Origin of the sequence: Faecalibacillus intestinalis (assembly GCF_015097455.1) — a bacterium.
Lineage (GTDB): Bacteria > Bacillota_I > Bacilli_A > Erysipelotrichales > Coprobacillaceae > Faecalibacillus > Faecalibacillus intestinalis.
This window is the reverse complement of sequence record NZ_AP024085.1, coordinates 2,787,790-2,812,823: the sequence shown is the minus strand read 5'-3', so window position 1 is coordinate 2,812,823 and position 25,034 is coordinate 2,787,790. Positions and strand designations below refer to the sequence as shown.

Sequence of the window (25,034 nt, the reverse complement as noted above, 5' to 3'; positions counted from 1 at the left end):
AGGGAATAAAATGAATTTAGAACACGCACAAACAGCAATGAAGATTATTTTACATGCAGGAGATGCTAGAGAAAAAACAATGGATGCTTTAAAAGCTTTGGATACATTTGATATAGAAAATGCAAAAGAATTATTAAAGCAAGCAAATGAAGCTATTGTACAAGCTCATCAAGTACAAACAGATGCTTTACAAGCAGAATCTCGTGGAGAAGAATTAGAATATTCAATATTATTCTCTCATGCACAAGATACATGTATGTGTGCAAGTAGTGAATTAAATGTAGCAATGCATTTAGTTGATTTGTTTGAAGTTATTGATAAAAGATTTAAAAAATTAGAAAATAAATAATTACTTATTTGGCAGGAATATATTCCTGCCAAATTTAGAAGATAGGAGATGAATATATGTCATTTTTTGATGATGAAAATGTAAATTTAGATGTATTAAAAAGAAAAGCGTACAATTTGCGTTGGGCAGAAGTTGAGGAAGGAGTTATTCCACTAACAGCTGCAGATCCTGATTTTCCTTGTCCACCTATGGTAAAACAAGCAATGCTAGATTATATTTCTGATGGGTATTTTTCATACACACCAAAAACAGGATTTGATGATTTTAAAATTGCTTTATCGAATTATGTTAAAGATTTAAAGAATGAAAATATTCCAGCAAAAAATGTATTACCGGTAGATAGCGCAGCACGAGCAATGTATATTGTAGCAAAAGCATTTTTAAAACCTGGAGATGAAATGATTGTTTTTGATCCTTGTGATTTTTTATTTAGAGAATCATGCTTAGCAGCAGGAGCAACACCAGTATATTATTCTTGTGGAATTGATGAAAAAAAAAGAAAAATGGATCTTTCTAAATTAGAAAGTTGTATTACTGAGAAAACAAAAATGATAGGATTATGTAATCCACATAATCCTTATGGATTGACTTATACAAAAGAAGAATTAGATTATATTATGTCACTTTGTGAAAAATATGATCTTTATATTATGAATGATGAAATTTGGTCAGATATTGTTTATCCAGATGCAAAATTTGAAAGTATTTATTGTTTAGGAAATGAACGATGTCACCGAGTTATGTCTGTATTTGGTTATTCAAAAAGTTTTGGACTAGCAGGTCTTAGAGTGGGATGTGTTTATACTACAAATGATGATGCATTTGATAAATTGGTAGAAGCAAGTGATGTTATGTCTACTGCAGGAGGTGCAACTTCAATTTCTCAAGTAGCTGCCATTGCGGCAATGAATGATTCTAGAGACTGGGGAAAAGAATTTATAAAACATTTAACAGAAAATAGAGACTATGCGGTAAACTTTATTAATAACAATATTCCTCAATTACATGCATATAGACCTAAAGCAACTTATTTGTTATATGTAGATATTAAAGATTTAAACTGTACAGCAGTTGAATTAGTTGATTTCTTAAAGAAAGAAGTTAAGCTTTCAGTTGTTCCAGGCGGACATAATTATTTTGGTAATCAATCTGAAGGACATGTTCGAATTTGTATAGCTACAAGTAAAGGAATATTACATGAAGGATTAAATCGTTTAAAATTAGGTGTAGAAAAATTTGTTAGTCAGAAAGGATAATGATTATGAATAATAATGAATTCCCAAAAGGATTTTTATGGGGAGGTGCAACAGCAGCTTACCAATGTGAAGGAGCATGGAATGAAGATGGAAAAGGATTTGCGATAACTGATTTATTAACAGCAGGAACACGTAGAAATCCTAGAAAATTAACAACGAAAGAAGAATCAAGAGTTTATTATCCTGCAAAAATAGGTATTGATCATTACCATCGTTATAAAGAAGATATTAAATTATTTGCTGAAATGGGTTTTAAAGTCTATAGAATGTCAGTTTCATGGGCGAGAATTTTCCCAAATGGAGATGATGAAAAACCAAATCAAAAGGGATTAGATTTTTATAGAGATGTATTTAATGAGTGTCACAAATATGGAATAGAACCATTAGTATCAATTATGCATCATGATACACCAATGGCATTAGCTATTAAACAAGATGGTTGGTTATGTAAAGATACAATTGGTGCTTATGTTAAGTATGCTAAAACTTTATTTAATGAATATAAAGGTTTAGTTCATTATTGGATTACATTTAATGAAATTAATATGACAATGAACTATTTTGGTGATGTTTATGGTGCAGGTATCTTATCAAATCAAACAACGGTAATTGATATTAATAATGTAAGTGATGATTCAATGTCTAAAGAAAAACAAAATAAACGTTTTGCGGCATTACATAACCAATTTTTAGCTAGTGCTTTAGTGGTTAAAGCAGGACATGAAATTGATCCATCAAATAAAATTGGTTGTATGATATCATCGGATGCACATTATCCATATTCTTGTAATCCAATTAATATTTTAGCTGCACAAAACTCAATGCGTAAACTATGGTATTGTGGAGATGTGCAAGTAAGAGGTGAATACTCTTACTTTACAAAAAGCTTCTTAAAAGAAAAAGGTGTAACACTAGAAATCACAGAACAAGATAAAAAAATTCTCAAAGAAGGAACTGTGGACTTCTATTCATTAAGTTACTATACTTCTGGAACAGATTGCTTAGATCAAAAAGTTGATACAGATTCAGGAAACTTTAATTTAGGAGCTGCAAATCCCTATTTAAAAAAATCAGAATGGGGTTGGGCTTTTGATCCTGATGGATTACGTTGGGTATTAAATGAAATTTATGGACGTTATCATATACCATTATTTATTGCAGAAAATGGATTGGGTGCAATTGATGAAGTGAGTGAAGATGGTAAAGTTCATGATCCTTATCGTATTGAATATTTAAAAGCACATACAAAAGCAATGAAACAAGCGATTGATGATGGTGTAGACTTATTTGGTTATACTTGGTGGGGACCTATTGATTTAGTAAGTGCTTCAACAGGAGAAATGAAAAAACGTTATGGGTTCATTTATGTAGATTTGGATAATGCTGGAAATGGAACGTTAGAAAGACAAAGAAAAGACTCATTCTATTATTATAAAAAATTAATTGAATCGAATGGAGCGTGTGTCTTTGATGAATAAAAAAGCAATTTGTTTTAAGACGATTGAAACACATACTTTAGGAGAACCTACACGTATTGTTACTGAAGGTTTTCCTAAGCATAAAGCAAAATCTATGATGGAATATAAAGAGTATTTAGAAAATAATTATGATTAATATCGATCAGTACTTATGTGTGAACCTAGAGGTCATAAAGATATGGTTGGAGCACTTCTAGTAGAACCAATTTATAAGGAAGCGGATATAGGTGTCATTTACATGGATGCCAACCGATGGATAAATATGTGTGGGCATGCTACTATCGGAGTATCTATGACATTGGTTAATGAAAATCTAGTTAAAGTTGTAGAACCTGTAACCCATTTAACTTTAGAAATGCCAGCTGGACTTATTCATGTAGATGTAGAAGTTGAAGATGGAAAGACAAAAAGTGTTTCTTTTGAAAATATTCCTTCTTTCTTATTTGAAGAAAATTGTCTCGTAAATAATATCCACTTTGATATTAGTTATTCAGGATCATTTTTTGCTTTGGTAGATGCTGATCAATTAGACATAGAAATCAATATTAATAATGCAAATAAATTTAAAGGACTTGGAGTAAATTTATTGAGACAGATTAACGAAAAATATGATGTGAAGCACCCTACTTTACCGATAAATCGAGTGGTTAATGTAGAATTTTATCATAAGACAGATGATGGACAAAAAAATATTGTTATTAGTGAAGAAGGCATGATTGATCGTTCCCCATGTGGTACAGGAACTTGTGCAAAACTTGCATATATGTATAACACAAATAAATTAAAGTTAAATGAAACATTTATTAATCAAAGCTTTACCGGGGTTTCTTTTAAAGGAAGAGTAATAGAAGAAACTAAAATAGATAAATATAAAGCTATTATATCAAGTATTACGGGAGTAGCCTATATTGATGGATATAGTACATTTTTAATAGATGAAGATGATCCGTTAAAATATGGATTTGTTATTAATTAACATGATGAAAATGTGATTTTCCTTCCTTGTATACATTAACATTTTAATTGTTTAATATAATCAAATCTTTAAAAAAAAGAGAGAAATTTTTAAAATGGACCCTGTAAAACGGACACAAGAAAAAAGTACTTTGGTGCTTAGTCCTGTTTTACAGGGCTTTTATTTTGTGTATTATGATTATTAGAGAAATGGCGGTGTATTTATGGGAGTTAATTATTTGACAGATGAACAGCTTAGTTTATCAGAAGAAAATCCCTATGCAATAAAAGCATAACCTATTCAGAAGAATTTAAAGAACTTCTGCTTGAATTGGATTGATTATCAAAATAGGATGCAGCCAATAGAGATATTTAAAAAATATGGATTTGATCCCTATGCTTTGGGATTAAGAAGACGAAATAATTTTACGAATCGTTAAAAAGGTTGTAAGAGAAGATGGCTTCAAAGACACAAGAAGCAAAAATTGTAGTAGACCATCTACCAAAGACTTATCTTTAGAAGAACAACTGGAATAAGAACAAAGTTCTCCAACAGGAGAATGATTTTTTAAAAAGAGTGAGATCTATCAACAGAAAACAAATTACAAAACAATTGAAAAACAAACAGTAAGAGAAAAATATGAACTTATTGATAGAACGTTAAATTCACCAAAAAAATGTATTAACAGTGTCATATATTTGTGAAAAAGAACAGAACATAGAAATATGTCTATCCTTAACTTAATGATATTTCTTTACAGCTTTTTTTATTCTCGCATTGGCACAAGTTTTCTGACAATACGATGACATAGATGATTGACATAATATGATGTGTTGGAAAAACCTACTAAATGACTCTTTCTAAAACTTAATAGATTAAATTTTCATTCATTTTCAAATAACTCTTTTATTAAAAAAGATGATCTATAACTATAAACGTAATCCTTTAATATCTTTAATACGTGAAAGAATAATATTACAACTACAACTAATAACCCCTGGTAATGTATCAATAGTAGTATGTAAGAAATCCTCCATCTCACTATTAGAAGCAGCAACAGCGTGTACATGTAATTTGTTTTTTCCTGTAACACGATAAATTTGAGTAACAATATTATTTTGGTTTAATATTTCTATAACATCAGTAAACGAATTTGATAATGTTTCAATTTCAAAATAACAAGATATAGCACCACTTATTTTTTGAGGATTGATAATTGTCGTATATTCTTCAATAACCCCTTTTTTTTCTAATGCTTGAATTCTAGCTTTTACAGCAACTCTAGAAATCCCTACCTCTTTTCCGATATCAGAGTAAGAAAAACGTGCATTTTTTATTAATAATTGAACAATTTTTTGATCTAATTCATCAAGCCCATTTAAATACATAATCATTCCCCCGTTAATCATTTATTTAATACTATCATGCTCCTTATTATAAGTAAATCTTTTAAAAATTAGAGATATTGACTGAAAATAAATATTTGATTATAATACTTACAAAACGTAAGATGAATATTACGAAAGGAATGTAAAAGATGAATAGAGATTTAACAAAAGGTTCAGTTTTAAAGTCTATGCTTCTTTTTTCAATTCCAATGATTTTAGGTGATTTACTTCAACAATGTTATAACATTGTTGATACATTGATTGTTGGTCAATTTCTTGGTAAAAATGCTCTAGCAAGTGTTGGCTCATCGTTTACCTTAATGACATTTATAACATCTATAATCCTTGGTTTATGTATGGGAAGTGGAGCGTTGTTTTCAATTAGATATGGACAAAAAGATGAAAAAGGATTACAGGAAGATGTATGTGCATCATTTTTCTTTATTGCACTCGTCACGTTTATACTAACAGTAATATCTTATATTTTTCTTAATCAGCTTTCTGTTTTTTTACATGTTCCACATGAAGTGTGGGGAGATATGAAAGGCTATCTTATTGTTATTTTTATAGGAATACCAGCTATTTTTTTATATAACTATTTTGCTTCTTATTTAAGAGCTATTGGTAATTCAATGACGCCACTTATATTTTTAGCTGTTTCGGCAATACTTAATATTGCATTAGATTTATTTTTTGTCATTGTATTAAAATTAGGAGTTGAAGGCGCAGCTATTGCTACGGTGATTTCCCAATATCTTTCAGGTATTGGCATCAGTATTTACTCACTTATAAAAAATATACAGGTACGAGCAATTACAAAATTACAATATTTTCATTTAAAGAGGGTTCATAAAGTAATCTCATTTTCAGTTCTTACATGTATTCAACAATCAGTAATGAATTTAGGTATTTTAATGGTACAAGGGTTAGTAAATAGTTTTGGAACTGTGGTTATGGCAGCATTTGCTGCGGCTGTTAAAATTGATGCTTTTGCATATATGCCAGTACAAGATTTTGGGAATGCATTTTCTACTTTTATTGCTCAAAACTATGGTGCAAAAGAAAAAATGCGTATTCAATCAGGATTAAAATCAGCAGTTTGTCTTTCTATGGGATTTTGTATAATTATTTCAACTATTGTATGTATTTTTGCTAAAGATTTAATGACTATTTTTATAGATGCAAAAGAAACAGAAATTATTATGGAAGGTGTCAAGTATTTAAAAATTGAAGGTGCCTTTTATTGTGGAATTGGTTGTTTGTTTTTGTTGTATGGTTTGTATCGTGCTTTAGGTAAACCTGGTATGAGTGTCATTCTTACAATATTTTCTTTAGGTACACGTGTTGTGTTAGCTTATGTTTTATCCGCAATTCCAGCGATTGGTGTTACTGGTATTTGGTGGTCTGTTCCTATTGGATGGGCACTTGCAGATTTAATAGGATTAATTTATTATAGGCGTAAAAAAAAGGAATTGCTTTCTTTCAATATTGGGTAGGAGCTGGGCATATAGGAAAAAATGTGATAAAAATTGCTCAGGCGTTAGATATGGATATTATGGTGTATACAAGAACGTCTAGAGAAGATCATGATGGAATTCATTATGTATCATTGGGTACTTTATTAAAGAATAGTGATTATATTTCTTTGCATTGTCCATTAACTAATCATATGTTTGTAGTTTGTCTTTTCTACATTTTCTGCTTTATAGGAAATGCTTTTGTAGGATTCTATCGAGGAATCGGTAAAGTAGATGTTCCTTTTAAAGGAACAACGATGCATGTTACATTACGTGTTATTTTATCTTATTTACTTATTCATCAATTCTGTGGCTTTAGGTTGTGGTATCGGTTGGATATTTGTGAATATTTATCAAATATATGCATATAGAAAATTAAAGTTGTAAAAAAATAAGTAATAATTTAATAATCATAATAATAAAATCTGTAATATAAACGCAATAATTTATAAAATAATATAGTTTTGCGGTTTAAAACCGCAAAACTATTGAACGCTATGTATTTTTGCGATAAAATCTATATAAAATGAGGTGATAACATGATAGAAAGACCGCTTTATTTAAATAAAATAATGCCTTTTGTTGATACACCTTTTGTTAAGATATTAACAGGTGTAAGAAGATGTGGTAAATCAACAATATTAAAGATGATCCAAAAAAAATTAAAAGAAGAACACCATATTACTGATGAACAAATTTTGAGTTATCGTTTTGATTCAATGGAATATGAAGATATGACATCAAAAGAGCTTTATCAAGAATTAAAAACAAAGATTTTAAATACTAAAAAAACATATTTATTCTTAGATGAAATTCAAGAAATAAATGGTTGGGAAAAAGTAGTAAATACACTCGCTTCTGATTATGATGTTGATATTTATATAACAGGTTCAAATTCTAGAATGATGTCTTCAGAAATATCAACATATTTAACAGGAAGGTATGTTACATTTCATATTTATACATTATCTTTTGATGAATATTTAACGTTTAAAAAAAGCTATTCAACAATTTATGATATTAAACAAGAGTTTAATCAATATGTACGTTTAGGTGGTTTCCCTGCGACACATTTACAAGAATACTCACAAGATGAAGTCTATACGATTGTTAGAGATATTTATAATTCCACAATATTTTCAGATATCGTTCGTCGAAATCAGGTAAAGAAAATAGATCAGTTAGAAAGAGTGGTAAAATATACTTTTAATAACGTTGGTAATACTTTTTCTGCTAAGTCAATTTCAAATTATTTAAAGTCTGAGCAAAGAAAAATAGATAACGAAACAGTTTATAGATATTTAGAAAAACTGCAAAAAGCTTATATTCTTCATAGATGTTCACGTTATGATTTACAAGGGAAATCTATTTTAAAAACACAAGAGAAATTTTATTTAGCTGATATTTCTTTAAGATATGCTGTTTTAGGATATACAATAGATAGCGTAGCATCATCATTGGAAAATATTGTTTATTTAGAACTTAAAAGAAGAGGGTATGATGTTTGTATTGGGAAGTATAAAGATAAAGAAATTGATTTTGTTGCAACAAAACAAAATGAGAAAATTTATGTTCAAGTGACACAAGAAATTAAATCAGAAAAAACACAAAAAAGAGAATATGAGCAATTATTAGAAATTAAAGATAATTATCCTAAATATATGGTTTTAACAGATGATTTTGCAGGTGGTAATTATCAAGGAATTAAAACAATGCATATAACAGATTTCTTATTAAGTAAGGAATATTAAAAACAGATGACTACACATGGAATCATCTGTTTTTTTCTAATTATAATTAAAGCATTAAATTTGTTATTCCTACATTTTGCTTAACTTCTATAGATTACGATTGTTAACTTACTAGAATATTTTATTTAAAACTGCTAAAATTTCTAGAAATGTATATCTATGTTACAATAAAAGTAGTAAATCATTAACAATGCGATGAGGAGATGAGTTTATGATTAAGAAAGAAAACTTACCTGAATGTCCTGTAGCAACAACTGTTTCTTTGATAGGAAGTAAATGGAAATTGTTGATTTTAAGAGATTTATTAACGGGGACAAAACGTTTTGGACAGTTAAAGAAATCATTACCTGATATTTCTCAAAAGGTATTGACGGAGTCTTTAAAATCAATGGTTGATGATGGAATTGTAGAACGTGTGGCTTATCCTGAAGTACCACCACGTGTAGAATATAGTTTAACAGATTTAGGAGAATCAATGAGACCTGTGATTTCTGTAATGGAACAATGGGGAAAGGAATATAAGGAAAGTATTTAGGGTATAAAAAAAGCACCTTTTTTAATAAAGTTGTTCAAGCTAAATTAAAAGAAAAGGTGCAATACAATTATATATGATTAAAAATAATTTTGTATATAAAAATCTAATATTTGATGAATTTCATCAAATATTAGATTTTTATTTTATTTTCCATTGATGTTTTTTTAAATCAACATGATGATCATCTTTAAAAGTAACTCCTTCTTTTTCTAATAATTCTTTTTGTTCAAACCAACCAGGAACAAGTCTTCCTTGAAAATTAACGACACGATGACAAGGATAATGTCCATAATATGAGGCATTTGCTAGTATTTTACCTACTAAACGACTATTTTTTTCTCTACCAATTAAACAAGCAATTTGTTTATATGTTGCCACACATCCTTTAGGTATTTCTCCTACTGTTTCTAATACTTGATAAATTAATTCTTCATTCATAATGATCATTCCTTTTCCTTTAATTTATTATAAAAAATGAATGCAAGAGAATCAATTTATGTTAGTATTATTTAAGGAAAAGGAAGAAGTAAATGTGAAAATTGTTTTATTAAACGGAAGTCCACGTAGAGGTGGAAATACAGAAATTATGATTAATACATTTATGGAAAATGTTAAAGGTCATGATGTTGTTAAATTAAATATTGCATCAAGGATGCTTAGGATGTAAGTATTGTTGGTCACATCAAGGAGAATGTGTTCAAAAAGATGATATGGAACAAGTATGGACACATTTAAAAGAAGCAGATATTATGATTTTTGCATCACCAATCTATTGGTTTGATATGACTGCTCAATTAAAAACTGTCATTGATCGTATGTATGCAGGTGGAAGCACAGGGTTTCATTTCCACCAAACAGCTTTATTATTAGATGCTGGAGCTGATCATGTTTTTGATGCAGCGATAAGTCAATATAAAGCCATGACATCTTATTTAAAATGGGAAGATCTTGGTATTATTTGTGTTCCTAATATGGAAAATAAAGGAAGTATGAAAGAATCTTCAAAATTAGGTGAAGTTATTCAATTAGCTAAAAGTATTAAATAAGAAGATTTAAAGTAATGAAAAAAAGTTGCATTCATATGTGTTCACAATTCTTGTAGAAGTCAAATTGCTGAAACTTTAGGAAAGCATCTTACAAGTGATGTTTTTGAAAGCTATTCAGCAGGAAGTGAAATCAAAAATCAAATAAATCTAGACGCTGTTCGTTTAATGAAAAATTTGTATGGAATAGATATGGAAAAGACACAACATCCAAAGTTGATCAATGAAATACCTCAAGCAGATATGCTAATATCAATGGGATGTAATGTTGGTTGTCCTTTTGTTGGTAAAGAATTTGATGATAATTGGCAACTTGATGATCCAACGGGAAAAGAGGATCAAGAATTTATAAAAGTGATTCATGAAATCGAAGAGAAAATATTAAAACTTAAAGAAGAACTTACGAAATAAAAAATTCGTAAGTTTTTTTATTTTTTTGAAGAAAAAAGTAAAAAAATAAACGATATATATAGTAGGAGGAACTACTTATGCAACAATTAAATTTTATAACAAGCTCTAATAAAACAATCATGTATGATCAGTATTGTAAAATGCTGATAGGACATCCGTATATGCTTGCAAGAATCATTTCTTATTTTGTTGAAGAAGCAAAGTATCTTTCATTAGATGAAATAAAAAAATTGATTAAAGGAGTTCGTATTGGTGATAAAATCGGCAATCCTCATTTTTATTTAATGGATAAAGAAGCTTTTATCAAGGATGAGGGCTTAATGTGCTATGATATTTATTTCTATATCGATTTACCACAAATAGATCAATCAACCAAAAGAGTCTACATCAATATTGAAATCCAAAACAATCCTTATACAAAATATCATCTTGTCACAAGAAGCATTGCCTATAGTTCAAGAATGATTTCCAGTCAATGGGGAAGAGAATATGATAGCGAAAACTATGATGGAATGAAAAAAAGTGTATTCATTTTGGATCATGCCACAAGCTATAAAGAGTAAAGATGGCTGCATCAATCAACTCAAAATAGCAGAAAATCATTTAAGTGGAAATTATCAAGAAAAAAGAGAAAGTTATGATAAAGAAGAACAACTTATGATATACTTAAGCAAAGGGCATAGTCCTAATGATAAGTATGAAAGCTATGATGAAATACTAATGCCTATAGGTGCATTATTGAATAATACATTGAATTATCAAGAAAAGAATGAAGTAATAAAAGAATATGGCTTAGATGATGAAGAATTTAAAGAAAGGATGAGAGATATGTGTAATTTAGGAGAAGCATTGGAATTAGAAGCAAGACAAGAAGAAAGCAAAAGAAAGGATGTAGAACATGTAAGAAATATTATTGATGAATTTCATTGTTCACTTGAAAAAGCCATGGATATTTTAAAACTAACAGAAAAAGAAAGACAAGAAATTATGCCTTATTTTCAAGCATAGTGCATGTTTTATGAGAGTGGATATGTGTAATTTAGGTGAAATTTTAGAATTAGAAGCAATAAAAAGTGAGAGAGTTAGAAATATCAAAAGTATTATGACAAAACTCAAAATGTCTTTTAAAGAAGCGATAGCTTTTTTAGAAATTCCTGAAGATGAAGTATTAGAATTAGAATTAGAAGATGTATTTAATAATGATTTAAAGAATAAGAATTAAATTATTTGAATAAAGGGGACAATGCTAAGCATTGTCCTCGATTTTTAATTAAAGAGTTTTTGATCTTTTCCAGAAGGAACTTTAAAGAGGATAACAAGAACAAAACCCACTACAATAACAATTAATGATAAAGCAAATAGGATTTGATAAGAAGAAATATCAAGTATTTGTCCTGCAATGTTTTGAAAAATAATAGAACTTAGATTTCTTAAAGTTTGTACAAAAGCAAGTGCTGTAATTTGATGTTCTTTAGGAACAAGTGTACTAACAATTTTTAAATTAATCATAATAAATAACATACCTGAAGGATGTTTTGTAATTAAAGTAATAATGACTTTAAGTGGTAACCAAACATTTAAGGCATAACATAAAAATTGAATAGTAATCATACTATAAGCAATGATAAGTAATCTTTTGTTAGTAAGTTTATCCATGAATTTATGTGAAAATAAAACAAGAGGTGCTTCACATAAGACAGCAAAAGATAAAATAGTAGAAACAAGACTTACTTTTAAACCATCATTTTGAAACATAGCTGGAATATAAGTATTAGCCATATTTGTAATTCCTTGGAAAATAGCAGCAATGATTAAATAATATAGGTATTTATAGTTATGAAAGAGTGTACTTGTTTTTGTTTTTTCTTCATTGTTTTGACCAAGTTCACTAGGTGTTTGGGTACCTAGTAGGCCAATGATACAAAGAATCATTGTAATGATAAAACAAATAAAGATGGCTGATGGTGAAATAAGTTGATAAATCATTCCTGCAAGCCATGAACCAGTAGCATATCCAATGGTTCCCCAAATTCTTATTTTTCCATATTGATATGGAGAAGAGGATGCAATCTTTTCCATAACAGGATTTGTACCATTAATTAAAGTTAATACAAAACTATAACCAATTGTAATGGTTATTAAAGAAGAAGCAAACATAAAGGCAAGACCACCAATACCTGCTAAAGTAAATAAAACAAAGTTGACTTTTTTAACATCATAACGATCACTAAACATACCAATCACTGGTTGAAATATCATAGATGTTAAAAAAGAAGTAGAAACAACTAAAGAAACTTCACTTGCTTTAAAACCTTTATCTAATAAATAAATAGAAATTAAAGCAGAGAAGATAGCCCATGATAAATAATAGAAATTATACATGAGAAAATAACTTAAATAACTATTTTTATAACGTTCTAACATAAAAACCTCCTAATGAAATACTTTTAAATCTTTATTGGTTGGTACTTTAAAAAAGAAAACAAGGACCATACCAATAACACTACAAATAAATAAAACAAAATAAAACATTTGATAACCTGTAAAATCAATCAAATAACCAGCAAGCATTTGAAAGACAATAGATGCAAAGCTTTTACAAGCTGAAACAAGAGACAAAGCGGTGTTTTGTCTAGCATTATCAACAATGGTTGAAATAATTCTTAAATTAATCATTACAAAAGCCATAGTAGCAACTGTTTTTATGGTAAAAACAATCATGATTTGGATAATAAGTGATGATAGAAAACTAAAAGTAAAAAATTGAATGCATAGTAAAATAAAAACACTCATTAATAATTGTTTATTTGAAAAACGATTCATATAAAAATGAGATAATAAGGTTACAGGAACTTCTGATAAAGTAGAAACAAAGATAACATTTGAGACGTTATTGATTGGTAATCCACTCTGTTTTAACATAGCTGGTAAATAAAGATGATGAACATTGGTAATACCATAAAATAAGCAAACAATAATTAAATAATAAGGAATATGTTTAATCTTAAAAACGGATGACATCGAAATCTTTTCATTTATCTTTTCAACAGGAGGTAGAATACTTTGCGTACCTAATAGACCTATAACACATAAAAGTTCTCCTATCGAAAAGAAAACATAAAGACTATAAGCTCCAATGTTTTTATAAATATATCCTGATATGATTGTTGCAATGGCATAGCCAATGGTAGCCCACACACGAATAGAACCATATTTGAATCTTGATAGAACAGCCATTCTTTCAATGATTGGATTTGTTCCATTAGTAATTGATAAAACAAGACTATAAACAAGTGCAATTAAATAAATATTTTTTAAGAACATAAAAATAATTCCTAAAAGGCCTGCAATTAATAATAAAACACCATTAACATATTTTGATTCATAAACATCATTTAATTTACCAATAAAAGGTTGAACGATCACAGATAAAATAAATGAACAAGAAACAACAAAACTTACTTGTGAAGCACTAAAGCCTTGATCCATTAAATAAACAGATAGAAGTCCAGAAAAGAAAGCAAGACTGAAAAAAAAGAAAAAATACATTAAGAAATAACTTAAATAACTATTTTTATAATATTTTAATAAATACATTTTTTCCTCCCTTAATTTTTTATATAATAAATAAGAGGTGATGGCATGCTTTTACAAGAACAAATGAAACAAGATATTTTCTCGTATAATGAAAAAACAATCATTAATTTCATATTAGAAAAACAAGAACAAATAAAAGACTATTCTACTAAAATGATTGGTGATGAAACCTATACAGCTCCTTCTACCATCATTCGAATTGCCCATAAATTAGGTTTTCAAGGATGGTCAGATTTTAAAGAAGCTTTTTTAGATGAAGTCATCTATTTAAATAATAATTTTCAAGAAATAGATCCTAACTTTCCTTTTACTAATCAAGATACGATGATGCAAATTGCTCATAAAATAACACAATTACATATTGAAAGTGCTAAAGATACGGCATCACTTATTCAACATGATACTTTACAAAAAGCTTTGCGTATTATGGCAAAAGCAGATGTTATTAAAGTATTTGCGGTAGCTAATTTGAATTTTATTGGTGAAGAATTTGTATTCAAACTTAATCGTATTCATAAAAGAGCCTATATTGAACCTGTTCAAGATAATCAATTTCAAGATGCTATTATGACAACCAGTAATGAATGTGCTATTTGTTTATCTTATTCAGGAGAAACCCCTACTCTTTTAAAAACTGCACAATATTTAAAGGAGAATAATGTACCTATTATCGCTATTACAAGTCTTGGTAAAAATAGACTTTCTGATTTAGCGGATGTTTCTTTGAATATTTCTACTCGAGAAAAATCATTTTCTAAAATTGCAGGATTTACTTCTTGGGAATCTATGAATATTGTTTTAAATATTCTTTATTCATGTTTGTTTTCTTTGAATTATCAAGCAAATTTAGACTATAAAATTAAGGTTGCTAGAAGAGTAGAAACAAATCGTAAAATAGATAATGAAATTATTGAAGAACTTAAAGAAGATTAGTTCTTCTTTTTTATTTTAAACAATCATCTAAAATAGCAATTCCCATTTTTAATAAATCACTACAGCATCTTTTCTTCTCTTTATTTTCCTTTAAAAGAGTATGGCAACATAAACTTCCTGCCTGTTCTTTAAAATCCATAGCTAAACATTTACCACAAGCATAACTTTTAAGTTTAGACTGAGGATTTTCTACATTTCCATCACATGTTTTCAAACAAGAATAAATCATAGCAATTAAAATAGGAATACAACACATTTCTTCTAAACCAGCAACGCCTCTTCCAAGTCCTTCTGTAAGTTTGAAGAGTTCTTTTTCTTCAAAGGGTAAAATATCTTGATAGCTACAAATTAAAGCTTGAGCACAGTTATAACCATGCGTATGTAAAGATAATACTTTTTCTTCTCTTTGACTCATCACTTCTCACCTCGTTTACTAGTTTATTGATTTTATTTGTTTTTGAAATATAAAAAAATGTAAATGGAGCACCATTTACATTTAAGAAATATTTAATTTATTTTTTTGTAAATAAGATTTACATAAGGCATAAGTAAATGAAATAAAACATATAACAAAGAAGCATAACAATACCACATGGTTTCCTTAATTCTTGATGTTTCATTGTACCAAACCATAGAATTAAACCAGCAATAATTACAATGATTGTATCAACCAAAAATTTACTTTCAAAAGGAACATTACAAATTAGAGAAGTTGTCCCAATAACAAAAAGAATATTAAAAATATTACTTCCTACAATATTGCCTATCGCAATTCCAGCATTACCACGTTTTGCTGCAGTGACTGATGTAACAAGTTCGGGCAGTGAAGTTCCAAAAGCAACAATTGTTAAACCAATAAATCGTTCACTCATACCAAAATAACGAGCAATAGCACTAGCTCCACTTACTGCAAAATCACTTCCTTTAACAACAAGGATTCCTCCAATAAGGATGAATATAAGACATTTCCAAACAGGAATATCTTTTTCTTCTTCTTGAGTTTCACCATTTTTTGCCATGATAAATAAATAAACAAGATAAGCAATAAAAAGAATCCAAAGGAAAATACCTTCAATAAAAGTAATTTTCATATCCGTCATACCACAGATCATGAGAATGATTGTTATAAAAATCATAAAGGGAATTTCATAACGAATGGTTGATTTTTGTATTTTTACATTGGTGATCAAGGCTGTAATTCCTAAAATAATAAAAATATTTAAGATATTACTACCTACCACATTTCCAATAGTAATCCCCGCATTTTGTTGTATGGCAGCCGTAATACTGACGGCAGCTTCAGGCATACTGGTTCCCATAGCAACAATTGTAAGACCAATGATTAATTGGGGAATACCCAGTTTTCTAGCAATGCTTGCCGCCCCTTCTACAAACCAATCAGCTCCTTTTACTAGAAAAACAAAACCTACTAATAAAATAATAATTTGTTGAATCATAACGATTACTCCTTCCTTATATTTTGCAGTAGGTATAAAAAAAGCGGACTCCTACTGCATTGCAGTAAAAGTCTCGCTATTCAATCACTTTCCGAGTTATTAATTAACTGTACTGACGAAGAAGTGAACCGATATCATCGGCAAGCTACTCCCTTTTATGAGGTCATTCTATCAAATAATATTAATTTAAGCAACTTTAAATTAATTTTAAATATTTAAAGGCATTGTATAAACCATCTTCATTTACATCATCAGTAATATAATCAGCGGCTTCTTTAATTTCAAAGCCACCATTACCCATCGCAACATTATAAGCGCAACATTCAAACATCGACAAGTCAATTTTAGCGTCACCAAAAGAAATCGTATCTTTAGGATCGGCATGTAAATAATCTAATAGAACTTCAATAGCATGTCTTTTAGTAATACCTGTAGGTCCTAAATCACCAAATAATGCAACCTCCCCAAGTATTCGCAACTAAATGAGGGAAGTCTACTTTAGAATCTAAATGATCTTGATATGTTCTTAAAATGAAACTGATTTTATTAACATCGTCACGGTATAACTCATCCCCTTGTAAATGAATGAAACCATCAATAAAATGTTGAGCAGAACTTTTGGCATTCTCTAAGCTTGCCCCTTTGCCTTTAGCGTATTTTACCATGGTTTCAGGTCCTTGTTCTAACATATAATCATTACAATACATACCACTATTAGCTTCTAAATAAAAACCAATATGTCTTTCATTACACCAATCAACAATATTTTTTACATCTTCTTTAGATAATCCTTGATGCATAACAACATGTCCGTTATCTTCAACATAAGCGCCATTTCCACCAATCATACCATCTAAATCACACAAATTTCTTTGTAGAATTTCAGCTTTCGAACAACCTGTACAAATATACACTTTATGTCCATTGGCTCTAGCTTGATCAACAGCTTTAGCAGCAGAAGCAGGTAATTTTGCTTCATAATCGATTAATGTTCCATCTACATCTAAAAATACTATCTTACTCATAATTCTCTCCTTTTTAAATCAATTTTAAATATTTAAAAGCATTATATAAGCCATCTTCATTTACATCATCGGTAATATAATCAGCGGCCTCTTTGATCTCTGGTCCACCATTACCCATAGCAACATTGAAACCACAACATTCAAACATCGATAAATCAACTTTAGCATCACCAAAAGAAATAGTATCTTCTTTACCTAATTTTAAATAATCCAACAACACTTCGATGGCATGTTTTTTATTAATTCCTGTAGGACCCAAATCACTAAATAATGCAAGTTCCCCTTTTCCTCCCCAAGTATTATGTGCTAAATGAGGAAAGGCAGTAATTGCATCTAAATGATCTTGATAATCACGAATAATAAAGTCTATTTTATTAACATCTTCACGATAAAATTCATCTCCATGAATTAAGGTAAAAGAATCAATAAAACTTTTTGCCTTTTCTATCGCATTTGAAAGATCTGCACCTTTACCTTGACCGTATTTAATCATGACAGCTGGTCCATCTTTAATCATTTGTTCATTACAATAAACTCCACTATTTGTTTCTAAGTAAAAAGCAAGTTTTCTTTCTTTACACCAATGAACAACCTTTTTTACTTCATCTAAAGGCATTGCTTGATGCATAATGACATGATTATGATCTTCTACATAAGTACCATTACCTAAAATCATCCCATCTAACTCACATAGATTTCTTTGTAAGATTTCATCTTTAGAACAACCTGTACAAATATAGACTTTATGTCCATTAGCTCTGGCTTGATCAACAGCTTTTCTTGCTGAATCAGGTAACTTTGTTTCATAGTCAATTAAAGTTCCATCAACATCTAAAAATACAATTTTACTCATAATACTCTCCTTTGTATATATTCTATTGTACTAAAAGAAGAACATAAAATATAGTTTTTTCATTATTTGATAGAAATAAAAATAAACCTTAATAAGTATGATATCTAACTGAATTATTCGGTAAAGAAAGAATTGATAATAGAATTATGCGTTAATCCTTAATAAGTATGATATCTAACGACTATGTTTTTACAAAATCACAAATCACTACAGTTGAGCGTTAATCCTTAATAAGTATGATATCTAACTTTGAAGAACAAGTTGAAGCACAATTTAATGCTTTAATGGGCGTTAATCCTTAATAAGTATGATATCTAACTATTCAATGCACTAGCTTTAATGCTTTATGCAACTCAGCGTTAATCCTTAATAAGTATGATATCTAACTATTCAGCAGTTAAATTAAATAGAAATGGAATAGGTTGGCGTTAATCCTTAATAAGTATGATATCTAACTTATGGAGATTACAACTATAATGATAGTTTTGTAAAGCGTTAATCCTTAATAAGTATGATATCTAACTGATTATGATTATATATTTTATGATGAGTTTATCTCTAAGCGTTAATCCTTAATAAGTATGATATCTAACATAAGAAAGGAAAATATAAAAATGAGAGTTATAACAAGCGTTAATCCTTAATAAGTATGATATCTAACATGTTTAAATATATTGTAAATTTTTAATTATATAATTGCGTTAATCCTTAATAAGTATGATATCTAACAAATTGAAGGGATGTGACTGAAATGAGAATATAACCTAGCGTTAATCCTTAATAAGTATGATATCTAACTATATGGTTTATTCAAAGGTTTATTAGAAAGGAAATAGCGTTAATCCTTAATAAGTATGATATCTAACGGTATTCCAATCATACGATAGTACCATTGTAGAAGTAAGCGTTAATCCTTAATAAGTATGATATCTAACAATGAAATATTAACATATTTAATGAATAATATAAATTGATTTGTTAATATACTAAAAATATGTAAAATTAAGAAGAAAAATGATTAGAAATATCGACTATCTATCAAAAATATAAGTTTTTTCATAGAAATTCTTATAGTAATTAGGGGATAGTCGATATTAATCTATTATGAAACGTGTTTTATCAATAGAATTACCGATTTCTTGTTTCTTAATCATTTTAGAATTATATGAATAATAGATTGCAACATGATCAGCATCTGTAATGATTTTTTCTAACTCTTTAGTTAATTTTTTATATGTTGCTGGTGTAAGTTCACCTTCAAATACAGATTCTTGAACATGAAAAAGATATCTTCTTAACAACTTCATAAACTTTGGACAGTTCTTGCTTTTTACATCATAAGTACAAATTATATACATTTTACCACTTCATAATATATGGTTTATAATCATTTGATTCATTAGCGATGTAATTAGAAAGCAAGTGAACTTCACGAGATATAAGATTTCTATATGAATAGTATCTATTATTTATTTTGATTGTTTTCAAAAGATAATTTTCATATTTTTCAACAAAGAATTTAACACCTTCTTTGTTGAGATAACATCTATCACTTTTGTAATCAAAATATTCATCTTTTAATAATTTATGTCTACAAAGACTAAGAACAAGTCTATCAACCAATACTGGTTTTAATATATCGGCTAAATCAAATTGTAAAGATTCACTACATTTAGTTAAACTGTGAACAAATGAGATTTGTGAATAAAGACGACTCCTATCTATAACAGATATATAATTAGCATAAAGTAAAGAATATCCATAGCTCAATAAAGCATTTATTTCATTTTGAGGAGGATTCTTTGTTCTTTTTATAAAATGATACTTTTCTTTTTCTAGAATAATATCAAAGCTATTAAAATATATTTTCTTTGCTTGAGCTTCTAATAATAGAAGTTCAGTTACTGATTTATTTTTACATTCTTTGATAATAGATTCTATTTCAATAATATTGTCTAATAAAGGAAATTGCTTTTTATTATAATATTTCAACAGGGCCAAACAATTTTTTAATGATGAGATAATCATAGTTTTTGCTATATGGTATCGTATTGTTTCATTTTCAAAGATATGAATTTGATTAATTAGTATTTTGCCATCTAAATATTGTTTAGGTGTAAATCTTCCAATATATTGACCATAAAAATTAAAAAATAGAATAACTATATTATGTTTATTTAATAATGACAAAGTGCGTTTATTTATTGAAATCTCTCCAAAACAAATAAGCGTATCTATTTGTTCAATAGGAATGTAAGAGACATAATCTTTTTTATCTTTTAATATTAAGGAACAATCTTTACATAATAATTGGCCACTTTTATAAAGATATATTACTTTTTTCATGTGCAATATCTATCATGCCAAAACCACATGAATTTTTACTTGAAAGCCCACAGTTATAAATAAGTGATAATGTTTCAAAATTTGTTTCAATTTCTAATTTTGTCATAAAACATTCATAGAAGCAGTTTTTAAATTTCATCATTCTTCTTTTTTCATATATTATATGATCAATTTTAAATACTAATTCTTTTATTGGATAATGGTAAGCAAGGCACTTATCTTGAATATTGTTAATAATAAAATTAAGACTTTCTTTATCTGAAGGTCTGTAATATGTTGAATAATTATCTTTTGTTGAATAGATAAGCATAGGAGATAATGTTTCAATACATATTTTTTTTGTTCCTATAAAAGGTTGTAAATTAAGAATAGATATATTTTTAATTTTTACTTGTTGTTTATTAATTAATAATGAGTTATTTAAAAGAATTGTTTTATATATATGTTTTAAAAATTTTTCATCTAAAGAACTAATATAGAAATAAAAATCATCATCAAAAATTAAATGTTTATTTTCAATTTTATATTTTCCAAATAGTTGACTAAATGTAAAACATTTAAATGTTTTTTTATCATAATGATATCCATCATTATGGTAAAAATCTCCTAATTCATCTTTAGATAATAATGAATAAATAACACCTTGTAGAATGCTTTGATAACTCATAGGAACCGTAAAATTATTATAAGATAGTTGTATTTTAAGTCTCAAGTTCTCCACCTCCTATAAAATTGAAATGTCCAATACCAATATATAAAATATCTAAAGGTATATTAATATCTTTATTAAACGATATATGATATGTAAATCCTCTAGGTACTATTTTCTTTGTTTTAAATTGAATACCTTCTTGTTGACTATGTTTAATGTTTTTAATATCTACCATATAATTAGATAAATTATTGTATTGAGTTAAATAATGTTTATTGTAATAATTGATCATTTGATTATATTCATCAGTAAAATGAGTTGTTTTAATGCAAGAAGAAATCATTATATGATTTAAACTGATATTTTTTTGATTACAATCTATCATGTTTATATTTTTTAAATAAAAGAAATATCCTTGAATTTTTTGATTAAGATAGGATTGAAAAAAGAGTTTAATATAATTCATATGTTTAATATCTTCACCAATTATAAAAAATGATATTTTTAATACTTCTTCTTTTTGAAAAATAGCTTGTGTAAAAATAGGGTTTTCTATTAAAATATTAGGATAATATTTAAAATTTTCACCAGTGCAATGATAATAATAACATTCTTTAGAAAAAGGACAGGAGCAACATTTTTGGTCTACTACAAAACAATTCAATTTATATAAAAAGTTGATATATTGTTTATAGATAAATAAATTAATATTTTGATAAAAAAGTGCTCCTTGTGGTAAAATAAGCTCTATTTCAATTTTCTTCATAGGGTTCAACCTTAATAAATCCTGGTAGATAACATTCACTATCATATTTAAAAATAATTCTTGTTTTAGGCATAGTATCTGCTTTAGGAGAATTCTTTTTCCCTAATCTAATTGGAGCGAATAAGCTGAAATTATTATCATAAAATTCATAAAAATTTTTTTTAATAAATATAGAGATTGATTTATAAAAGTAATTCGTGCTATTTCCTACTCTTAAGTAACATATATCTTTATTATCAAAAGATATACTATTTAAAAATTCAATAATTTGACCTCTTCCTTCAAAATCAGATTTTTTGAAATAATCAAATTGATCTTCAATAAAATATTTTTTATCATCTTTTATTATAGTTCGAAAATAATTTCTACAAGCAATAATTATATTTCTTTTATTAAAGAATATACGTAACTTTTTAATTATTTCTTTGTTGCTATATTTATTTAAAAATACTTTTTGTCTAGTTTGATCTATCATAAATAGATTAGTCTTTTTTTCTTGTAAGTTATCAATACATTCAAATTTACTAAATTCTTGGGATTTTTTATGATTATTATTTTTCATGTTTAAACGATCACTATCACAAAGAATCATAGTATCAAAAAATATATCTTCACAACAAATACAAGAAGAAAATAATTTAAATATCTCTTCAAAATCTTTTCCAAAAAGATAAGACAATAGTTCTTTTTCAAAGTTTTTAGATAAATTTCTATTAAAATTAATAAGAAATTCTTTTATTTTTTCTTTATTATCATTTAATAGATTAAATATAATGGCATTCATAATTGCACCCTTTATACTGCTACCTGGTATATAGGGTTTATTTAATGATTTGACTTGCTCAGTGACATCTTTAGAAAAAGGTTTAAATTTATAAAATAAGAAGTACTGAGGTTTTAATTGATTATAATTTACATAATTATTAAATAGCTTGATAATATCTTTTTTACCATTATTACTAGCATTATCTGGTTGTAATTCTAATAATTTTTGAGGTGGAATAAATTGTAATAAATCTTCTATTCTATAACAATTAAAGTGATCATTTTTATCAGGATGATATAAGAAACAAGCATTTTTATTGCCTGATGATATATGAACAGGTGTTAATATAGATATTTTATAAGTCATGTTTTTAACCTCCTATATAATGTAGCCAATGCCATAGTAGTATAATGGTTTTTTATCAATATTGAATGATAGAATTTTACCTATCCATTCTTTATCTTGTGTTAGTTTTAAATAGCTTCCTTCATTAAATAAATTCATTTTATGAGTTGTTTTATTTATATATGTTTTAGAAGGATGATATTGTTTAGAAATAATTTGATAGTTTGATTCACTTAAATTGATGCATTCATCGAAAACTGATTGAGAAAGCAAAAGTTTATTATTTAAATTAGGTTTTCTTTTTATTTCTTCTATAGAAATTAATTTAAAACTGTTTTTTCCAACAGAGTGGCGAGGTCCAAAACCGAAAAAATGAGAATAAGAAAATATATCTTTTATTTTTTTAATATTTTCATTTGTTTTAACTAATATATAAAATAATCCATTAGTATATATAGTATCATCGTAATACAAAGCATTATCATCCCCTATAGAAGTGTTGTAGTAATCTTTTTTTCTTACATGTGTATTGAGTTGTTTGGTTTGTTCAAATAATATATTTTCACTAGCTTTTTGAAGACAATAGTTTTTAATGTTTATTTTTTTATTAAGTAAATCATCACGCATTTTATTGAAATCAGATTTAATAATATAGTCATTAAAAATAGATTCTGTAGTATAATTTATTTTTTTATAATTTTTTAATGTTTGTAAATAAGATAATTGATCAATACTTTTTTCTTTTAAAATATTATGATTTATATAATCTATATCAAAAATGTTATAGTGAACCATTGGTAACATATTCAATGGAAACATGGATGAATGTATAAAAAGAGGTTGATTATTAAATGAACTAATATAATTATTTAAAGCTTCTTCTCCTTGTGTATTTACTATAATATTACATATTGCTCCAAAAATAGTTTGAGCATTTGGAATATTGGTAATAGTTGATAATGGTTTAAAAACTAACTTATATTCCTTCATTGTTATTCAACTCTTCCATTTCTATTTGGATACGCCCATATCCTCGTGATCCACTACCACCAATATAATTATAATTAAGTAAATTTACACCAGTTTCTAAGTATTTATAAAGTGTTTGATAATCATCGTTATCAAATTCAAGCAAGTCTATGTAACCAATAAATTTACTACCAGCAGGAACACGTTCAATAAATCGTGGAGCATCAGCCGTCCCTTTAAATCTATTAATTTTATTTTCAGCTTTAATTTCAGTATATGTATGCTCACCTAAATATGTTTGTAATTCGATTTTACTAGATTCTGTTAAAACAGCATCTCTAAAGATAGCTCTAGTCATTTGTGGTATGTCATTTGTATTTGGCTCAAATAAGCTTAATAATTGATTATGCTCAGGCACAGGTTTTAATTCGTTATTTATAAATGTTCCATATTTAAATTCTAAAAGAGAACGAATTTTTCCTTTTAAAGTACTGCCAGGTATATAGGGTTCACCAGTTAGAGGATTTTTAATAACTTGTGAATCTGCACCTCCAATATCAAAAGTATCATCTCCACCAGTTATATGCATTCCTGACAATAATTCAATTTTTAGTTGTATTCTATGAGTCTTTTTTAACATTT

The 25,034-nt window shown here is 27.5% G+C and carries 32 protein-coding genes and 1 CRISPR repeat array; of the genes, 16 read left to right on the top strand and 16 right to left on the bottom strand.

The genetic code is table 11. The features are described 5' to 3' along the window. The first annotated feature begins 10 nt into the window (after window positions 1–10). From Fi14EGH31_RS14915 to Fi14EGH31_RS14900, 5 genes are read left to right on the top strand one after another with little or no spacing between them, the layout of a single operon-like run. Window positions 11–349: a PTS lactose/cellobiose transporter subunit IIA gene (locus Fi14EGH31_RS14915; RefSeq protein WP_032091060.1), complete on the top strand. Its 339-nt coding sequence runs from the start codon at window positions 11–13 to the stop codon at window positions 347–349. Window positions 350–405: 56 nt separating this feature from the next. Beyond that, complete coding sequence (locus Fi14EGH31_RS14910; protein WP_117809815.1) at window positions 406–1,605, top strand: pyridoxal phosphate-dependent aminotransferase; 1,200 nt, start codon at window positions 406–408, stop codon at window positions 1,603–1,605. A gap of 5 nt (window positions 1,606–1,610) precedes the next feature. After that, window positions 1,611–3,083 (top strand): glycoside hydrolase family 1 protein, encoded by a 1,473-nt coding sequence (locus Fi14EGH31_RS14905; protein WP_118661718.1) that lies wholly within the window; start codon window positions 1,611–1,613, stop codon window positions 3,081–3,083. Next, window positions 3,076–3,219 carry a proline racemase family protein gene (locus Fi14EGH31_RS15655; RefSeq protein WP_317233022.1) on the top strand — a complete coding sequence of 48 codons (144 nt, stop codon included), beginning with the start codon at window positions 3,076–3,078 and terminating at the stop codon, window positions 3,217–3,219. The genes Fi14EGH31_RS14905 and Fi14EGH31_RS15655 overlap by 8 nt, the downstream gene beginning before the upstream one ends. 15 nt (window positions 3,220–3,234) lie before the next feature. Further along, window positions 3,235–4,059 carry a proline racemase family protein gene (locus Fi14EGH31_RS14900; protein ID WP_318030067.1) on the top strand — a complete coding sequence of 275 codons (825 nt, stop codon included), beginning with the start codon at window positions 3,235–3,237 and terminating at the stop codon, window positions 4,057–4,059. Window positions 4,060–4,967: 908 nt separating this feature from the next. Here the strand turns inward: Fi14EGH31_RS14900 and Fi14EGH31_RS14895 are convergent. After that, a complete protein-coding gene (locus tag Fi14EGH31_RS14895) occupies window positions 4,968–5,426 on the bottom strand; it encodes an Lrp/AsnC family transcriptional regulator (RefSeq protein WP_117347776.1) in 459 nt (152 codons plus the stop codon). Between the two features lie 149 nt (window positions 5,427–5,575). On the opposite strand from Fi14EGH31_RS14895, the gene Fi14EGH31_RS14890 reads away from it, so the two are divergent. From Fi14EGH31_RS14890 to Fi14EGH31_RS14875, 4 genes are all read left to right on the top strand, one after another. Continuing rightward, window positions 5,576–6,922: an MATE family efflux transporter gene (locus tag Fi14EGH31_RS14890; RefSeq protein WP_117787931.1), complete on the top strand. Its 1,347-nt coding sequence runs from the start codon at window positions 5,576–5,578 to the stop codon at window positions 6,920–6,922. A gap of 23 nt (window positions 6,923–6,945) precedes the next feature. Further along, window positions 6,946–7,314: an NAD(P)-dependent oxidoreductase gene (locus tag Fi14EGH31_RS14885; protein ID WP_234697809.1), complete on the top strand. Its 369-nt coding sequence runs from the start codon at window positions 6,946–6,948 to the stop codon at window positions 7,312–7,314. Between the two features lie 168 nt (window positions 7,315–7,482). Beyond that, window positions 7,483–8,694: an ATP-binding protein gene (locus Fi14EGH31_RS14880; RefSeq protein ID WP_118721737.1), complete on the top strand. Its 1,212-nt coding sequence runs from the start codon at window positions 7,483–7,485 to the stop codon at window positions 8,692–8,694. A gap of 211 nt (window positions 8,695–8,905) precedes the next feature. Beyond that, window positions 8,906–9,229: a winged helix-turn-helix transcriptional regulator gene (locus Fi14EGH31_RS14875; RefSeq protein WP_022002620.1), complete on the top strand. Its 324-nt coding sequence runs from the start codon at window positions 8,906–8,908 to the stop codon at window positions 9,227–9,229. A gap of 138 nt (window positions 9,230–9,367) precedes the next feature. On the opposite strand, the gene Fi14EGH31_RS14870 is transcribed toward Fi14EGH31_RS14875, so the two are convergent. Next, entirely contained in the window at window positions 9,368–9,667 is a 300-nt protein-coding gene (locus tag Fi14EGH31_RS14870; protein ID WP_022002621.1) for an MGMT family protein, read from the bottom strand. Between the two features lie 58 nt (window positions 9,668–9,725). On the opposite strand from Fi14EGH31_RS14870, the gene Fi14EGH31_RS14865 reads away from it, so the two are divergent. From Fi14EGH31_RS14865 to Fi14EGH31_RS14840, 6 genes are all read left to right on the top strand, one after another. Beyond that, the gene (locus tag Fi14EGH31_RS14865) at window positions 9,726–9,896 is read left to right on the top strand and encodes a hypothetical protein (RefSeq protein ID WP_199676910.1); all 171 of its coding nucleotides are present in this window, start codon (window positions 9,726–9,728) and stop codon (window positions 9,894–9,896) included. After that, window positions 9,871–10,275 carry a flavodoxin family protein gene (locus Fi14EGH31_RS14860; RefSeq protein WP_199676909.1) on the top strand — a complete coding sequence of 135 codons (405 nt, stop codon included), beginning with the start codon at window positions 9,871–9,873 and terminating at the stop codon, window positions 10,273–10,275. Before Fi14EGH31_RS14865 ends, Fi14EGH31_RS14860 begins: the two co-directional genes overlap by 26 nt. Before the next feature lie 33 nt (window positions 10,276–10,308). Beyond that, window positions 10,309–10,683 carry an arsenate reductase/protein-tyrosine-phosphatase family protein gene (locus Fi14EGH31_RS14855; RefSeq protein WP_117864148.1) on the top strand — a complete coding sequence of 125 codons (375 nt, stop codon included), beginning with the start codon at window positions 10,309–10,311 and terminating at the stop codon, window positions 10,681–10,683. A 77-nt stretch (window positions 10,684–10,760) separates the two neighbouring features. Continuing rightward, on the top strand, window positions 10,761–11,246 hold the full coding sequence (locus Fi14EGH31_RS14850; RefSeq protein ID WP_107029197.1) for a hypothetical protein: 486 nt from the start codon (window positions 10,761–10,763) through the stop codon (window positions 11,244–11,246). Continuing rightward, window positions 11,206–11,691, top strand: a complete 486-nt coding sequence (locus Fi14EGH31_RS14845) for a hypothetical protein (RefSeq protein WP_200764992.1) — start codon at window positions 11,206–11,208, stop codon at window positions 11,689–11,691. Before Fi14EGH31_RS14850 ends, Fi14EGH31_RS14845 begins: the two co-directional genes overlap by 41 nt. A gap of 22 nt (window positions 11,692–11,713) precedes the next feature. Beyond that, window positions 11,714–11,905 (top strand): hypothetical protein, encoded by a 192-nt coding sequence (locus Fi14EGH31_RS14840; protein ID WP_107029195.1) that lies wholly within the window; start codon window positions 11,714–11,716, stop codon window positions 11,903–11,905. Between the two features lie 44 nt (window positions 11,906–11,949). Here Fi14EGH31_RS14840 and Fi14EGH31_RS14835 read toward each other — a convergent pair whose 3' ends face one another. Next, window positions 11,950–13,107, bottom strand: coding sequence for an MFS transporter (locus Fi14EGH31_RS14835; protein WP_118573121.1), 1,158 nt, complete (start codon window positions 13,105–13,107; stop codon window positions 11,950–11,952). Between the two features lie 9 nt (window positions 13,108–13,116). Beyond that, entirely contained in the window at window positions 13,117–14,280 is a 1,164-nt protein-coding gene (locus tag Fi14EGH31_RS14830; RefSeq protein WP_200764991.1) for an MFS transporter, read from the bottom strand. Window positions 14,281–14,325: 45 nt separating this feature from the next. Between Fi14EGH31_RS14830 and Fi14EGH31_RS14825 the strand changes: the two genes are divergently transcribed. After that, window positions 14,326–15,213, top strand: coding sequence for a MurR/RpiR family transcriptional regulator (locus tag Fi14EGH31_RS14825; RefSeq protein WP_117828332.1), 888 nt, complete (start codon window positions 14,326–14,328; stop codon window positions 15,211–15,213). Between the two features lie 10 nt (window positions 15,214–15,223). Here the strand turns inward: Fi14EGH31_RS14825 and Fi14EGH31_RS14820 are convergent, their stop codons facing one another. The 12 genes from Fi14EGH31_RS14820 to csm3 form a co-directional block, all read right to left on the bottom strand. Then, entirely contained in the window at window positions 15,224–15,628 is a 405-nt protein-coding gene (locus Fi14EGH31_RS14820) for a C-GCAxxG-C-C family protein (protein ID WP_107029191.1), read from the bottom strand. Window positions 15,629–15,746: 118 nt separating this feature from the next. After that, window positions 15,747–16,670: a calcium/sodium antiporter gene (locus tag Fi14EGH31_RS14815; protein ID WP_200764990.1), complete on the bottom strand. Its 924-nt coding sequence runs from the start codon at window positions 16,668–16,670 to the stop codon at window positions 15,747–15,749. A 196-nt stretch (window positions 16,671–16,866) separates the two neighbouring features. Next, the gene (locus tag Fi14EGH31_RS15620) at window positions 16,867–17,148 is read right to left on the bottom strand and encodes an HAD hydrolase family protein (RefSeq protein WP_267905639.1); all 282 of its coding nucleotides are present in this window, start codon (window positions 17,146–17,148) and stop codon (window positions 16,867–16,869) included. Further along, window positions 17,114–17,695: an HAD hydrolase family protein gene (locus Fi14EGH31_RS14810; RefSeq protein WP_267905638.1), complete on the bottom strand. Its 582-nt coding sequence runs from the start codon at window positions 17,693–17,695 to the stop codon at window positions 17,114–17,116. Before Fi14EGH31_RS14810 ends, Fi14EGH31_RS15620 begins: the two co-directional genes overlap by 35 nt. A 13-nt stretch (window positions 17,696–17,708) precedes the next feature. After that, the gene (locus Fi14EGH31_RS14805; protein WP_200764989.1) at window positions 17,709–18,548 is read right to left on the bottom strand and encodes an HAD family hydrolase; all 840 of its coding nucleotides are present in this window, start codon (window positions 18,546–18,548) and stop codon (window positions 17,709–17,711) included. Between the two features lie 78 nt (window positions 18,549–18,626). Further along, window positions 18,627–19,484: direct repeats of the CRISPR family, unit length 32 nt; unit sequence GCGTTAATCCTTAATAAGTATGATATCTAACT. A 158-nt stretch (window positions 19,485–19,642) separates the two neighbouring features. Next, window positions 19,643–19,906: a CRISPR-associated endonuclease Cas2 gene (cas2, locus tag Fi14EGH31_RS14800; RefSeq protein WP_117825347.1), complete on the bottom strand. Its 264-nt coding sequence runs from the start codon at window positions 19,904–19,906 to the stop codon at window positions 19,643–19,645. Window position 19,907: 1 nt separating this feature from the next. Then, window positions 19,908–20,894: a CRISPR-associated endonuclease Cas1 gene (cas1, locus tag Fi14EGH31_RS14795; protein ID WP_200764988.1), complete on the bottom strand. Its 987-nt coding sequence runs from the start codon at window positions 20,892–20,894 to the stop codon at window positions 19,908–19,910. Continuing rightward, complete coding sequence (gene cas6 / locus Fi14EGH31_RS14790) at window positions 20,869–21,606, bottom strand: CRISPR-associated endoribonuclease Cas6 (RefSeq protein WP_200764987.1); 738 nt, start codon at window positions 21,604–21,606, stop codon at window positions 20,869–20,871. The genes cas1 and cas6 overlap by 26 nt, the downstream gene beginning before the upstream one ends. After that, window positions 21,596–22,312 carry a hypothetical protein gene (locus Fi14EGH31_RS14785; RefSeq protein ID WP_118347337.1) on the bottom strand — a complete coding sequence of 239 codons (717 nt, stop codon included), beginning with the start codon at window positions 22,310–22,312 and terminating at the stop codon, window positions 21,596–21,598. Before Fi14EGH31_RS14785 ends, cas6 begins: the two co-directional genes overlap by 11 nt. Beyond that, complete coding sequence (gene csm5 / locus Fi14EGH31_RS14780; protein WP_200764986.1) at window positions 22,299–23,444, bottom strand: type III-A CRISPR-associated RAMP protein Csm5; 1,146 nt, start codon at window positions 23,442–23,444, stop codon at window positions 22,299–22,301. Before csm5 ends, Fi14EGH31_RS14785 begins: the two co-directional genes overlap by 14 nt. Before the next feature lie 12 nt (window positions 23,445–23,456). Further along, window positions 23,457–24,413, bottom strand: a complete 957-nt coding sequence (gene csm4, locus Fi14EGH31_RS14775) for a type III-A CRISPR-associated RAMP protein Csm4 (RefSeq protein ID WP_117825339.1) — start codon at window positions 24,411–24,413, stop codon at window positions 23,457–23,459. Continuing rightward, window positions 24,400–25,032: a type III-A CRISPR-associated RAMP protein Csm3 gene (gene csm3, locus Fi14EGH31_RS14770; protein WP_022002450.1), complete on the bottom strand. Its 633-nt coding sequence runs from the start codon at window positions 25,030–25,032 to the stop codon at window positions 24,400–24,402. The genes csm4 and csm3 overlap by 14 nt, the downstream gene beginning before the upstream one ends. Between the last annotated feature and the right edge of the window lie 2 nt (window positions 25,033–25,034).